At 35.6% G+C, this 14,400-nt stretch carries 15 protein-coding genes and 1 tRNA gene; 5 read left to right on the top strand and 11 right to left on the bottom strand.

Annotated elements, in window-relative coordinates; all coding sequences use genetic code 11:
* Window positions 1-204: 204 nt before the first annotated feature.
* Window positions 205-1,515 (bottom strand): prephenate dehydrogenase, encoded by a 1,311-nt coding sequence (locus tag QZU81_RS02930; protein ID WP_342764255.1) that lies wholly within the window; start codon window positions 1,513-1,515, stop codon window positions 205-207.
* A gap of 59 nt (window positions 1,516-1,574) precedes the next feature.
* Between QZU81_RS02930 and QZU81_RS02935 the strand changes: the two genes are divergently transcribed.
* Genes QZU81_RS02935 through QZU81_RS02945 form a run of 3 tightly spaced genes read left to right on the top strand, consistent with a single transcriptional unit; the run spans window position 1,575 to window position 4,708 of the window.
* Window positions 1,575-2,636, top strand: coding sequence for an mRNA surveillance protein pelota (locus QZU81_RS02935; protein WP_295589355.1), 1,062 nt, complete (start codon window positions 1,575-1,577; stop codon window positions 2,634-2,636).
* Between the two features lie 52 nt (window positions 2,637-2,688).
* Window positions 2,689-3,654 (top strand): cell wall biosynthesis protein, encoded by a 966-nt coding sequence (locus tag QZU81_RS02940; RefSeq protein WP_295589356.1) that lies wholly within the window; start codon window positions 2,689-2,691, stop codon window positions 3,652-3,654.
* A 4-nt stretch (window positions 3,655-3,658) separates the two neighbouring features.
* Entirely contained in the window at window positions 3,659-4,708 is a 1,050-nt protein-coding gene (locus QZU81_RS02945; RefSeq protein WP_295589357.1) for a glycosyltransferase, read from the top strand.
* A 6-nt stretch (window positions 4,709-4,714) separates the two neighbouring features.
* On the opposite strand, the gene QZU81_RS02950 is transcribed toward QZU81_RS02945, so the two are convergent.
* The gene (locus tag QZU81_RS02950; protein WP_295589358.1) at window positions 4,715-6,016 is read right to left on the bottom strand and encodes an FAD-dependent oxidoreductase; all 1,302 of its coding nucleotides are present in this window, start codon (window positions 6,014-6,016) and stop codon (window positions 4,715-4,717) included.
* Between the two features lie 79 nt (window positions 6,017-6,095).
* Between QZU81_RS02950 and QZU81_RS02955 the strand changes: the two genes are divergently transcribed.
* Window positions 6,096-6,371 (top strand): HypC/HybG/HupF family hydrogenase formation chaperone, encoded by a 276-nt coding sequence (locus QZU81_RS02955; protein WP_292828400.1) that lies wholly within the window; start codon window positions 6,096-6,098, stop codon window positions 6,369-6,371.
* Here the strand turns inward: QZU81_RS02955 and QZU81_RS02960 are convergent.
* The 9 genes from QZU81_RS02960 to QZU81_RS03000 all read right to left on the bottom strand — a co-directional run bounded on the left by QZU81_RS02960 (window position 6,365) and on the right by QZU81_RS03000 (window position 13,716).
* The gene (locus QZU81_RS02960) at window positions 6,365-6,880 is read right to left on the bottom strand and encodes an amino acid-binding protein (protein WP_292828397.1); all 516 of its coding nucleotides are present in this window, start codon (window positions 6,878-6,880) and stop codon (window positions 6,365-6,367) included. The two genes, QZU81_RS02955 and QZU81_RS02960, sit on opposite strands and share 7 nt — an antisense overlap.
* Before the next feature lie 125 nt (window positions 6,881-7,005).
* Window positions 7,006-7,080, bottom strand: a tRNA-Ile gene (locus QZU81_RS02965).
* A gap of 101 nt (window positions 7,081-7,181) precedes the next feature.
* Window positions 7,182-7,466, bottom strand: coding sequence for an iron-sulfur cluster assembly protein (locus tag QZU81_RS02970; RefSeq protein WP_292828394.1), 285 nt, complete (start codon window positions 7,464-7,466; stop codon window positions 7,182-7,184).
* A 91-nt stretch (window positions 7,467-7,557) separates the two neighbouring features.
* Entirely contained in the window at window positions 7,558-8,466 is a 909-nt protein-coding gene (locus QZU81_RS02975; protein ID WP_292828391.1) for a DUF5591 domain-containing protein, read from the bottom strand.
* 2 nt (window positions 8,467-8,468) lie between these two features.
* Entirely contained in the window at window positions 8,469-8,960 is a 492-nt protein-coding gene (locus QZU81_RS02980; RefSeq protein ID WP_295589359.1) for a TIGR00295 family protein, read from the bottom strand.
* Window positions 8,961-8,966: 6 nt separating this feature from the next.
* Complete coding sequence (gene tfe, locus QZU81_RS02985) at window positions 8,967-9,485, bottom strand: transcription factor E (protein WP_292828385.1); 519 nt, start codon at window positions 9,483-9,485, stop codon at window positions 8,967-8,969.
* A 119-nt stretch (window positions 9,486-9,604) separates the two neighbouring features.
* A complete protein-coding gene (locus tag QZU81_RS02990; protein WP_295589360.1) occupies window positions 9,605-10,804 on the bottom strand; it encodes a DegT/DnrJ/EryC1/StrS aminotransferase family protein in 1,200 nt (399 codons plus the stop codon).
* Window positions 10,805-10,808: 4 nt separating this feature from the next.
* On the bottom strand, window positions 10,809-12,698 hold the full coding sequence (locus QZU81_RS02995) for a nucleoside-diphosphate sugar epimerase/dehydratase (RefSeq protein WP_295589361.1): 1,890 nt from the start codon (window positions 12,696-12,698) through the stop codon (window positions 10,809-10,811).
* Between the two features lie 157 nt (window positions 12,699-12,855).
* Window positions 12,856-13,716: a coenzyme F420-0:L-glutamate ligase gene (locus QZU81_RS03000; RefSeq protein WP_292828376.1), complete on the bottom strand. Its 861-nt coding sequence runs from the start codon at window positions 13,714-13,716 to the stop codon at window positions 12,856-12,858.
* Between the two features lie 80 nt (window positions 13,717-13,796).
* On the opposite strand from QZU81_RS03000, the gene QZU81_RS03005 reads away from it, so the two are divergent.
* Complete coding sequence (locus QZU81_RS03005) at window positions 13,797-14,369, top strand: pyruvate kinase alpha/beta domain-containing protein (protein WP_295589362.1); 573 nt, start codon at window positions 13,797-13,799, stop codon at window positions 14,367-14,369.
* Window positions 14,370-14,400: the final 31 nt, after the last annotated feature.

The following is a 14,400-nucleotide window of genomic DNA, read 5'->3' on the forward strand; positions in this document are numbered from 1 at the left end:
AAAGGTTTCGGTTTTGAAGATTTTTTTAAAACTAATGTAAAATAAGTTATTTCTTCTATAATTGATAATATATTCTTTATTATTATTGAAACAATTTTTATTTGCTAATCTATTTTAAAAAATAAAAATTAAAGGTTTATATTGAAATTAAAAATTTAATTACTTTATGACACTTTAACTTTTGTTCGTATTATCTAAAACAAGTTACCTGATGATTCCGCCAAATCCGGTGAAAAGTTCTTTTACCTTTTCGATATCCTCTTTATAGAGTGCGGTCACTTCAAAAGTCAGGCTTATGAATTTCTCATCGATTTGAGGGCCTGTATATGCGTCAGTTAATCTGATTTCAATGAGATTAGCTATGTTCATGACAGTATTTTCTATAGTTTCAACATGGACGTTCTTTGGGAATACGCAACTGATGGATTCGGTTTTTCTATTTAAATTTTCTAGCTTCCACTGGTAAAGTTCAGCTGGAAGCAGAATCCTGATGTTTGCTATACGAAGATTTTTAATTTTATTCCCGTCTTTCAACACGGCGGTCTTCCCATCAATGCTTTCAAGGGTTCCGACATGGATTTTCCCGGAATAGATATGTTTAAGACCAACTTCCTGGCCGATTTGATTATTCAAATAGGTGTATTCATAACTTAAAGCGCTGATTGCCTTGTCACTTCTACCCAAAGCGTTTTTAATGTCGCCCATATGCTTTGTTGCCCTAATTGCAATGTCGATGAATTCATCTTCATCCCCTTTATTGATGACATCCCTTAGCTCAATAACCGCATCGGCCAGTGCATTTCTAACTTTAGGACCAAAATTATTTCTTGACTGGATATTGTATGTCAAATACGGGTTTTGAGATACGATACGAGCTATCAAATCGATCATCAGGTTGTAGATAGGACTCTCATAATCTTCAGTTTCTGATATGTCAACGCTTAATTTTTCAATTGCAGATGCTGCTGAAATGAATGAAAAATGGGTTAGGACCTGCACGATGCTCATCATGAAATCATGGTTTTCAGCGGTGGTTTCAATTATCCTCAAATTTTTGCTTGCGAGATAATTGTAGACTTTCGGATACCATTTGCCTTTTTTGTCGGCAGTCAAAACAATGACCTGATTGTCAAGGCGGGTTGTTCTTGGACCAAAAACAGGGTGTGTTGGAATGTATTCTACTGTTTCGGGCAATGATTCGGCCATGGCTTTTGAAGGCTCTTCCTTGATGGAGGTCACATCAACCATCAATGACCCGCTTTTCATGAATGGAGCGACTTCACGGATGACCTCTGAAGTATATTGTATTGGCACTGAAATAACCAGTATGTCGCTAATATTGGCCAATCCAGCATTTGACTCGATATAATTCACGCCTAATTCATCCGCTACACGTTTGCCTTTTTCGGGATTGTATCCAGTTATGAATACATTAAATTCATCTTTAAAGTAGTATACTAGAGTCTTTCCCAACCCGTCACTACCTCCAATAATTCCAACATTCATTTTAACCATTACTAATTTTTATAATTATTAAGTATATAAATTATTAACTAGAAAAATTATTGTGAATTATGAAAATTATAAAAGAAGATGAAAAGGAAGGAATAGTTGAGGTAGTTCCTGAAACATTAGATGATTTGTGGCATTTGTCACACATAATCGAAGTTGGCGACAATGCCTCTTCCAAAACAACCAGGCGTATTCAAGATACTAGTGGAGATAAGATTAGAAGCGATAGGGGAGTTAAAAAAACATTCTACTTGGGTCTGGATATAGAAAGCATTAGTTTTCATTTGTTCACTGGAAAATTAAGGCTGACTGGAGTAATCACAAGAGGGCCTGAAGATTTGATACCTCTCGGATCACACCACACTCTTGAAGTTAAGCTCAACACTCCATTATCAATTAGGAAGGAGCGCTGGCCAAAATGGGCAATCAAAAGAGTTAATCAAGCTATTGAGGCTTCTAAAAAATTGTCAGCCATAATTGTTGTATTGGAAGATGACACTGCAACTCTTGGTTTGATGAGGCAGTTCGGAATTGAATATTACGGTCCTATTAAGGGACATGTATCTGGAAAAAGGATAATCGATAAGAATAGACAAAAAAACATCATTCAATTCTATGAAAAAGTAATAGAATCAATAGAAAAATTCGATTCAATTCAAAACATTGTCATTGCAGGACCGGGCTTTGTCAAAAACGACTTTTATGATTACATCAAAGACAAGCATAAGGAATTGGCCGAAATATCCATTGTGGAAGCTACAGGGTCAGGCGGCAGAAACGGCATCAGTGAAGTTCTCAAGAAGGGAACTGTTGAAAAGCTGACAGCTGAAAATAGGGTGGCTTTGGAAATGGGCGCCGTAAATAATCTGCTAACTCAAATAGCCAAGAATTCATCTAAAATCGCTTATGGTTTAAAGGAAACTAAAAATGCAATCAATTTGGGGGCTGTCAGCGAACTGCTTATTTTAGATACCAAGGTTGCAAGCGAAGACATGGGCGATGCGATGGACATGGTCGAAAACATGAAAGGTGAAGTGATGGTTGTAAGCAGCGAGCATGAGGGCGGAAAGCAATTAGAAAGCCTTGGTGGTATGGCGGCCATTTTAAGATATGAAATTAGCTAATTTAAGTAATACTTTTATATAATATGAAAAATTAAAATTATATGTGATTATTATGTTCTATTTGTCGATTATTATTGCATTTGTATTGGTTTTTATTTTATCAGCGGCAGGTACTGCGATTCTAAATGTTATTTTTAGATTTTTAGGTACAAGGGGTTATTTAGGCAATCTGTTCCCGAATGTAAGGGGAGGAATTCCGCGTGCAATCGGTGTAATTCCATTCATAATCCTGTCTTTTTTCATGATACCTGGCGCAAATACTCTTATTTTAATCATCGGTATTTTTGCATTGATTGATGATATTGTAGGACGTAGAAGATTCGAACCGTTAGGAATTGAATGGGGCCAGCTTTCAAGAGGTATAGGAATTATTTTGGTCATGATTGTAGGTATTCTTGAAGGATATTGGATTTCCGCAATTTTCATCGCACTGATGGTTCAGCCAATGAACATTTCAGACATGCAGCCTGGATCAACTTGTATTGTTACAATGATAATGTGCGTAGTTACCGTAATTCTAATGTTGATTTTCGGTTCTCCGATGGTCGGCGAATTGCCTGCTGTCTATACTCCTCTACTGATATTTACAGTATGTTTAGGATATTGTCCGCTTGACTTTTCAGGAAAGATCATGATGGGCGAAGTTGGAAACCACACTTTTGGAGTCGCACTTGGATTGGCATTTTATTATGTTGGAGGGCTATGGTCCTTAATCCTTCTCGGAATCATAACCACAGCATTGATTGCATTTGTCAGAAGGAACAATCTGAGGGTTTTCTTCAGCCAAAAATTAGGAATGAATAATCCTACTTTCGGAGATTATTTCATGGATGTCTTAACCGGCGGAGGTTTGGGCGATTTGCTTAGGAAATGGATACTTAAAGATAAGCAATACACAGTTAAAAGCCCATTGCTGATATCATTAGGATTCAGAAGATTGCTGTACAATCCATATGCAACACATACAAGTAATTTTTCCTCAAGAAACGAAATTCCAAGACTGGAAAAAGGAGCGTAATTGTATGAAAGCATTATTTATTGTCACTGGGAGAGGCTTGGGTGGCGATGCGATGGTTGCCTTAAATACCATGAGGGCCCTTGAAAGAAGAGGAGTCCAATGTGAAATAGCTCTTGATGCATCCGCTCACGGGTCATTATTTGAAAAAAACGGATATTCCTGGCATAGGATTTCAGTTCCCCATGCGGGAGGCCATTCAGCCACAAAATTGTCAGCCGCCAAAGGTGCTTTAAAATTGTTAACCGCAACTTTCAAAGCCAGAAAACTTATTAAAAAATTGAAAGTTGATTTTGTTGTTGGTGTATTGGGTGGAGGAGCTATTGTAGCTTCATTAGGAGGTAAATTTGCACGCAAACCAACATTTTCTTTAATTTCAACACCTCTTGATTCAAAGGTATGTCCTAAATTTAATCAATCTTATATTTTGCCCGAATTGGATAAATTCAGATGGGAAACATTGCCAAAAAATATGGATAAGGCTTTTTATCCTTTGTCTGAGGATGTGGGTGATGGAAATCCTCAAATTGCCCTTCAGAAATTAAAGGAATTTTCCAATTTCGACGAAAATAAAAAAACTATAGTGTTCTCTTCAGGTTCATCCATATTTAAGGGAATGCTTGATGGAATAAACTTGGTATCCGAATGCAGTGATGAATATAATCTTGTTTTGGTCGGAATTCCACTCCATGATGAATACTATGACCTGATTGATGAAAACAAAATCATCTATGTCGGATACATTGACTGGATCAATCATCTATTCAAGTTTTCTGATTTGACAGTTCTTACAGATGACGGTGTGTCTCTTGAAGAGGCGTTGACATGTGAAAAGCCTATCATTGCCCTTACGAAAGTTAAATGGGGAAGATATCAGAATATGGCTGGAGTATTTAAAGGAGCCATCATCGAATCTGAAGTCAGTGATGTTTGCAAAAGCATCGATGAAGCTTTCAAGAACTATGACTCACTTCAAAAGAATGCATTGGTTTACGGTAAACAATGTGCTGAAGCTGCTGATGATTTAGCAGACAGAATCTTGAAAAAATTAGAATAGTGGCATTTATAGCCACATGTTTTTTATTATTTTGTAGTTTGTATCGGTAGATGGATGAATCTCTAAAAAGTCATCATAATCATCCAAGTCATAATCCATTCTCATCAGGTAAGAGAGATATGCTACATCGCTTACTGATGACGGGGATATGTGGTTGATGCTGTTTATCTTATTTTTAGCTTTGTCAAATTCTATTTCCGTATATCCGGTATCGCCGCTAAGGATGTTCCAGAATGCACCTGGTCCGCCAATTCCCGGAAATGAAATGGTGGTCTTGTCATCTTCGCTGCACTCTGAATTTTCATTTTTAACAAAACTCACTTCCATATTCAAACTTAATGTTTGAGGAATGCAGCTGTAGCTTACTTTATTTCCATATCCTGCCATATTTCTTGCAGCTGTGATGCCCTCTTTTCTAGCTACTGGTGTCAGTTGATATCCTCCAGTAACATCTCCAGCAGCATATATATTATCAACACTAGTTTTCATCATTTCATTGACTTTAATTGTTTTGTCGGGATTTAGCTCAACGATGCCCTCAGCTATTTCGCTGTTCGGAGTTCTTCCTGTTGCGAAAAATGGTGTCCCTTCCAGTTCATCGCCATTTTCAGTAAGAATCTTGTTCTCAAATGCTTCAACAACATTTGTATTCTCATAAACATTGACATCAGGCATAATTTTTTCCAGAACATATCTTTTGGTTTCAGCATTCAATTCCTTTAAAAATGAGCTTCTTGCAAGAATATTGACTTCACTGCCTAATGTTGAGTAGATGTTAGCTATTTCACCAGCTATTATTCCTCCTCCGATGATATTTAACTTTTCGGGAACATCATCAATTTTTAGGATATCCTTGTTTGTAAGACCATATTCCTTGCCTTTTATATCCGGAATGAATGGACGCGCGCCTGTTGCAATCAACAGATTTTCATATTCGAAACTTTCATCATTAACTTTGATGATTCCATCTTCAATCTTCGCTTCGCCGTAAATAACTTGATTGCCGACGCTTTCGTTTTCCATTTGATTGAGTTTTCTTAGAAGTTCTTGGGTTTCAACAATTTTTTCAACAATCTTTTCATAGGAAATGTCTACTTGGCTTTTAATAAACCCATAGCTGTTGAATCTTTTGCTCGCGTCGATATATTTTGTAATGTCAGTTAATGCACAAATGACCATACACCCTTCGTTCAAGCAAGTGCCGGCAATATGATTTTTTTCAATTAAAAGGACTTCTTCTCCAAGTTTGCCCAGTTCTAAAGAACCTAATCTGCCAGCAGGGCCAGAACCAATAACAATATTCTTCATTTTAACACCTGTTTAGATAGTTTTATATAATACTAACTTTTAATATTATTATTATATTAAAATTTTGGAGAGATAAATTATGTGTATTGCAGCACCTGCTCAGGTCGTTGAAATTAATAAAGAAGAAAACTGGTTATATGCTGACTTTGGTGGAGCAAGACAACAAGCTAAATTAGACCTTTTACCTGATGTAGAAATTGGCGATTATGTTTTAATCCATGCTGGTTATGCAATTGAAAAATTAACTGAAGAAGCTGCTAAAGAATCTTTAGAAGCTTGGGAAGAACTTTTAGAAATTCTTGAAGAAGAAGATAGAGAAATGGAAAAAGCAAGAATGGCTGATTTAAATCAGTAGATTGACACTCTTGTTACTCCTTTTATTTTTAAAAATTCATTTATTAAATCACCTTTAACAGGCTCCTCCGTAATTATTGTCAATATAGGAGTTTGTTGAAGCTCTGTATCTTCGGCATAAGCTTGTCTTATACCAATGCCTTTTTTTGATATTAAACTTGTTGTGTTTGCAAGTATTCCTTCGCTTTCGGATCCCACTTCTATTTCAATTACTCCCAATTCCAGGTTTTTCGCAATGTTTTTTAGAAGTGTTCCTGCAGGGATGATGTTGCTGAATAGATTATACAATTCAGGATCCTCTTTTATGATGTCGATTGTTGATTTGATGGCTCTTCTATCAACGTCTGCGGCTGTTGCCAATGATTTGTCACTGATTTTCAGGTTTCCGCAGTATATTTTCCCGTCTTCGTTTAGTGATAGTCCAAGCTCAATCATTTTTTCTGCAACTCTAATTCTTGCAGGGTATTTTTTAAATTTTTCATTAATTCTTTCCCACATTTTAATCAACATTCCAACTTTTTGTACATTTAAGTTAGATTATGTTGAATGTAATATATATTTGTTGTTATGGATTTCATTAAAAAAAGATAGAGTTGTCATGTAAAATGAAATTTCTTAAAAAAAATAGTTTGTAGTAGGCTAGATGGGATTCGAACCCATGACCTCCCGGTTATCAGCCGAGCGCGCTAACCAAGCTGTGCCACTAGCCTATGATATATTAGTGACAGTTAACTGTCAACACTTATAGTTATATTAATTACTATATATAACTCTTTCGGTTATATATAGAATTAATCAAAATTTTTTAGAATTATCTATTAATCATTTCGTTAATGGAGTCAGCCATAGCGTGTCCTTCAACAATGATTTTTGCATTTTCGATTCCTTCAACTTTTTCTGCTCTGATTTTAGCATCAGCAGCAATACGTGTAATACTCATACAACCAGGATTAGTTGGTTTGAGGGTAATTTCAGCTTGATCGCCTTCAACAGTAATATTTTGTACAATACCCATTTCTACAATACTAATTCCCATGTGGGGGTCATTAATTACAGAAATAGCGTCTTTAATATTATTTACTAATTCTTCAGACATGATTTGTCTCCTATATTTTATTGTATTATTAAATATTTACAAAGATATTTATAAACATTGTTATTTTTTCTAACCAAATTTTAGAAAAATTTTATTTCACTCTATGTTTAAGTTTAACGCCGATACCGTTATCAAGCTCTTCCATCTCACGGCCGGTCATCATGGCTTTTCCAACGCCCATAACAACATCGTCTTTCACTATAACGACCTCGTCATTGGGCACAATTTTATGATCCGCCTTATCAATTCCCGGAGCGAAAACAGTATTGGTCTGTAAATCAAAATCAATTTCAACAATGTGGATTCCCAAATCTTTCAAGATTTCTCCTCCAGGCAAGTTCAAGCGATATAATCCATAATCCTTATTCAATAGAGCTAATTGCTTGCCGTCGGATAAGATTCTCTTGTGGTACATTCCTTTGGTTTTAACATTGTCAGGGATGAATCCATCACCCTTTTCTCCAAATTGGAATTTTGCTATTGACCTTAATTCATGCAATGTCTTTTCCCTTCTGTTTATTCTTTGATGGTTTTTAAGTTCCATCCTTAAGTTATAAAGAGAATCTGGAGAAGTTGGCCGGCCATCTTCACAAACATTGACAAAGTCATCAACAAACGCTTCACAGGATTCCAGATATCCTCCTGCGAGATTTGCAACAATCTTTTTGCCTTCACAATATTTTGCAATTAATCTCCCTGTTTCTTCAATTTCATCTTCAGACCATTTTCCGGTTGTACTTACATCATAGGATTGGATCGGGAAGGTATTTTCAAGCTCTCTGGGGCAAATTCCAAAAGGTGATGTGACGATAAGTTCTTGAAAAGAACGGGTAAGCTTTCTAAATTTTTGATGGGATTTAGAATTAGAATAAGGCTTTTTCATACTGCAGGGCAATAGAACAACAGTATCTCCAAGAGGTTCCATCATTTCCATCCTTTGTCTCCACCTAACCGCTTCAGGACGGTAAAGAGACTCTTCACTTGAACATATTACTTTCATAATTATTCCTCAAAGGCTTTAATTAATTCGTTATCCAGTTTGATTAATCTTTCAATGTTGTCGTCGCTGTCTTCAATGTTCCTTTTCCATTTCTTTATAACGAAATCCAAATCCACTTCATCACTGCCGCTTATCAGATTATCGGCATGTGCGACAATTTTCTCTTCAAGTGTCTGGGGAACATAAGATTTTTTAGGAAGACCGAGCTTTTCAGCTTCCTGTTCAGTTATTCCAGCTCCGATATGTCTTTCGATAATATTTAAAACATCTTCGGAATATCCGTATCTCTTGGCTATTTCAACCCCTTCAATTGCATGGGTGATGCCGTGGGTTCTGGATCTTCCGATATCATGCAAAAGAGCACCTTTTCTAATAAGGTCTTCATCTGCATCTTCAAAATTAGCAGCTATTTTCATAGCTTTTTTACAAACAGCTTTACAATGCTCTATAACGTTTTCAGGAGTGTTCTCCTTTTTAAGCAATTCAATTTCCATTTGTATCTATTTGTTTTTTTCATTAAAGGAATTAAAATTACTTTCAACCATTTTAATATCTTCTTTGATTTGTTCAATGGTTTGGGTGTTGTCCTGGAATTCTAGTTCTTCACCGCAAGCAGGGCACATGAAGTCATAATCTGAAGATTCGTCAAAATCAAGTCTCACATGGCCTTGAGGGCATACGAAGAACATGTTATTTTCTTCACGTTCCAATTCTTCATTAAGCATTTCTAAATATTTTTCTGAATCTTTATTGATGCGGTTGATTACTTCTTCAGATTCAAATTTCCAGGAATATGTGAACCATTGTGTTTCAGGGTCTTTACTTCTTTTATAACTGGCAATTCCCATGTCGTAAAGTCTGTAAAGTATTTTTCTAACTATATTTAATTTGATTCCAGTTTCATTAGCGATTTCCTCATCAGTTTCAATACCGTCATTTAATGCTTTAACAATAGGTAAATTACTTTCGTCTTCAACAACATTGATTAATAATTGCTTTACTAATGGATCATCTATCATTTAATTTCCCCTAAAATTATGTAATCCTTTTATCATAAAACTGAAAAAGTAAAAAAATAAATTATGATATTAGATTTAAAATCTATAATAGTTATGTTTTTTTTATTATAAATATATATCTAATATTCTTCTAAAATTTCTAAAAGATTCTGAATAATATAATCAACTTCATCATCAGTTAAAGTTGAATAAATAGGCAAGCTTATTTCGTTTTTGAATAAGTTATATGCATTTGGATAATCGTCAATATCGAATCCCAAATCTTTATAAGCGGTTAGCATTGGAAGCGGTTTGTAATGTACATTTGTACTGATTCCCCTTTCTTCCATTTTAATTATTATTTCATTCCTATCTTCCAAAGAAATGTCTTTAATTCTTGTAAGATATAAATGGCCGGAAGATTTGGATGATTCGCTGAAATGGTTTGGGCAAATGACTTTGCTGTCTTTTAGACCTTCATCATACTTTTTGATGATTTCATGTCTTCTTTTCAGCATTGAATCATATCTTCTTAATTGTCCAAGTCCGATTCCTGCCTGAACATCGGTCATGTTGCATTTGTATGCTGGAATTAGGATATCGTACTCCCATGACCCTTTTTGGGTTTTTTCCAAAGCGTCTTTGGTTTGTCCATGGAGTGAAAGAATTTGCAATTGCTTGTATATCTTCTCAGAGTCAATTCCCTCATGCTCTATCCAGGTTACGGCTCCGCCTTCTGCAGTAGTCAGGTTTTTAACTGCATGGAATGAAAAACAGGTGAAGTCTGCAAGAGATCCTGCTTTCTTATCATCTTTGACAGCTCCAAAACCATGAGCGCAATCCGCCAATACAATAATTCTGCCAAATGCTTCCTGCAATTCGTTGGTGGCGTTAAATAATTCTTTTTTCTCTTCGATTATTTCATAAATTTTATCATAGTCACATAAAATTCCTGCAATGTCTACAGGCATAATCACTTTTGTTTTATCGGTGATTGCATCCCTCATTTGAGAGTAATCCATTTCTTCCCTGTCGATTTGGCTGTCAACAATTACTGGAGTTGCTCCGACATGGCATACTACGCTGCATGTTGCGGTATAAGTGTAGGCCGGCACAATTACTTCATCACCTTCACCGATGCCCAACAGTCTCAAAGTCATCTCCAAGGCTGTTGTAGCAGCACTCAGGCACACGGTTTTGTCACTGCCGCAATAGGCAGTAATCTGTTTTTCAAGTTCTTTTGTTTTAGGTCCTGTTGTAATCCAGCCGGATTTTAATGCGGCTATTACTTCTTCAATTTCCTCATCGGTTATGTCAGGTGGTGAAAATGGAATATTCATAGTTTTACTCTCCGTTAACTTCTTCAGGTTCGTGATAAGTAGGAACACATTTTTTCATTGTCTCTTTAATAATATTTTTGTCGTAAATGTCATTATCGATAATCTCTCTAAAGGCATCCAGCTTCTCTTCAATTTCATCCATTGTAAAGTCCATTGGCTCTGTAATAAATATCTTTTCGTGCCCTGTTCCTTCGAGATTCTCCTCATTCATCAATAATTCTTCATATAGTTTTTCTCCAGGCCTTAATCCTGTAATCTTAATATCTATATCTTCTCCAAGTTTCAATCCGGATAATTCAATTAGACTTTTTGCAAGATCATAGATTTTAACAGGATCACCCATATTCAATACGAAGATTTCTCCTCCTTTAGCGTATGTGATTGATTGCAAAACAAGGGATACCGCTTCAGGGATTGTCATGAAGAATCTTGTAATCTCCTTGTGGGTTACGGTTACAGGACCGCCTTCAGCTATTTGCTTTTTGAATAATGGCACAACAGACCCATTACTGCCCAATACGTTTCCGAAACGAACAGCTACGAATTCGGTTTCGCTTTCTTTGTCTTTTGCCTGGATAATCATTTCGCATACTCTTTTTGTGGCACCCATTATGTTTGTCGGATTGACTGCCTTATCTGTTGAAATTAGGATGAAACGTTTGGTATGGTATTTGTCACATGCATTCACCAGATTGTAGGTTCCGAAAATATTGTTTTTAATGGCTTCAGTCGGATTGTTCTCCATTAATGGAACATGCTTGTGTGCCGCTGCATGGAAAACGATTTCAGGTGAATAGTCTTCAAATATCTCAAACATTCTTTTTTCGTCTCTGATGTTGGCAATTATTGCTCTGATATCCTTATTTGGATATTTCGCTTTAAGTTCCAGTTCGATATCATAAAGGCTGTTTTCGTAAATATCAAGCATCAACAGCTGTTTAGGATTATGGAGCATGACCTGTCTGCAGAGCTCTTCACCAATTGATCCTCCCCCTCCGGTCACGAGAACAACTTTATCATTGATCAAGCTTTTTATATTGTTGTTGTCAAGTTCTACAGGGTCTCTTCCAAGCAAATCTTCAATTTCGACATCTCTTAAACTTTGGTATAGGTTTTCCTCGGAAATGAGCTCCCTTAAACTTGGCAATACTTTTACTTTTGCGTTTGTCCTGCTGCAGATTTCAAGAATTTCCTTTTTGTTTTGGTTGTCGATATTTACAATTGTAAAGAAGATTGAATCGATTTGGTATTTTTCACATATTCTTTCTATATCGTCTCGAGTTCCAATGATTCTTACTCCTGCAACAGAATAACCCATACGCTTTTTATTGTCATCGATTATTCCTACAATCTCGTATTTGCCTTTTAATGTTGACTTCAAGGTTTTGATGATGTCATTTGCAGAGTATCCTCCTCCGATGATTAATAACTTTTTCTGATTTTCGGCGGTGTAGTTAATTCCCTTATTCGCGATATCTGACAACAATGCATATCTTATAACCAAATGGAATACAACGATTAAAATACCGATCAATATTCCTGCAGCCAAGTTAAGCTTGATTGAAGGATTTTTCATATGCAGAACTATCTCTTCAATTATTGAAACTATGATTAGGGACAGTACTGAAAGAAGGATGTACATAAAGTAATCTTGGTTGTTTTCGTAACGGATGATGTTTGAATATCTTTTTGTGATTCTGAATACTATCTGCAAAACAACTATTGCTAGTATAATGCTTATTAAAATTTCATTTCTAGTTACTTCACTTGTCGGATTCATTAAAAAAGAGTCAGTAATTAAAACTGATATCAAATAATATCCCAAAATAACAGCAACACAATGAAGCAACGGCAATAAGATATTCCTGTATTTTCCAAATTTGTCTATATTCATAAGCTCATCCTTCAGTTTATTTTACGCAAAATTACTTATAACTTATAATATTTTAAGCATTATTTATTTATATTATTTACTTAATATAAAATTTTCTTTAAAAATAATCTTTTGGCTTTTTTTAAGCCTTTCCGCTGATTTTTAAATCGGATTGTTGTTATTTTTTTCTGATTATCACTGCCGGAGTATGTGTAATGGAATCCAGGTCTTCTATTGTAACCTCATCAATTTCAGTACCTAAAACTGCTTTAACACTATGAATGGTTTTCATTTCAGTTGAAAGTGATTTTTGATAATCTTCAGCAATATTGGCTATTTTCAAAGCAGTTTCAACGTCCATTTTTTCACTGCACCCCAACGGTGTTGATCCCATATTTTGGGACAGCTGCCCTTTAACATATCCGAAAAATCCGTTGTCTGCATCAATCCCTTCAATAGCAATCGGAAGGCCTGTAAAATACTTTCCGTTTTTCATGTATGTAGCGTCGGTGTCAATAATCATCACACAAACGTCCTTGCCTATTTCGCTTTTAATGTCCTTCGCTACCTGTTCAGGATTTTCGGGAAGCAGTGAAACATAAGTTCCCGGAGCGTTGCTCAAATCAATTCCCGCTTCAGATGCCGGTTTCAAGGCATGCTTCAATCCGTATAATTGCAAAACCACTTCCTTATGGGCCTTTGTTTCTTCGGGCAATTTCCTTAGGTTTTTAATGGTTCTTTTTTTGATTTTCAATGCAGGCCCAAAGACATAGCCCCACAGATACTTGCTCCAAACTGTAGTTAAGAATTTGGCGGTTAATGACGGTTTATATTTAGATTCGTCGACTAATCTGTTTTGAGAAACTGAAATTGGTGTTTCAGCTATTACTAAATAATCATTATCTTCCATCAATTCCTTTGCGGGATTAATGATTGCATCTAAATTATCATTTGGTTTTATGTAACCTGTCTCTATAGGAATTACAATGTAATCTCCATTGATTACATGTTTTATATTTTTTAAGTTATCGCTTGTCATAAAAATCTTTATTAATATTATCTATAATAATTAATATAAACTGATAAAGTTTTAAATAATTATCTATGGGGATGAATTTTATGGCAAGGAAATTTATTACATATTTCGACAAGGAAGGTGAAAATTACACCGATGAACTAATTGCGGCTGTTAAAGATAAATTAGAAGTGGCTACAGATATTAAAAGAGTTTTAATAGCTTCTTCAACTGGAGAATCCGCATTAAAGTTATATGATGCTATCGGCGATGATGTTGAAATAATCAATGTTACCCATCATATGGGATTCAGCGGTCCAAATGAACCGGACATTACAGATGAAATGGTTGAGAAACTTGAGGATGTCGGCATAAAAACATACTTCGGAAGCCATGCTTTCAGCGGCGCTGCAAGAGGAGTGACCAATAAATATGGAGGTTATTCTCCATTGGATGTTGTAGCTGACACTTTCAGAATGTTTTCCCATGGAATTAAGGTTGGAGCTGAAATCTCAATCATGGCTGCAGATGCAGGACTTATTCCTGTAGGTGAAGAAATAATCGCTATTGGTGGCAGAGGCCATGGGGTAGATAGCGCAGTTATTTTAACTCCTGTTAATGCAAAAAATCTTTTTGATTTAAAAATACATGAAATAATTGCAATGCCGAGAGATTAAAAAAATATTTTTTCATGATTGCAAATTTTTT

It is taken from the genome of uncultured Methanobrevibacter sp. (assembly GCF_902770715.1).
In the GTDB taxonomy this organism is placed as follows: Archaea; Methanobacteriota; Methanobacteria; order Methanobacteriales; family Methanobacteriaceae; genus Methanocatella.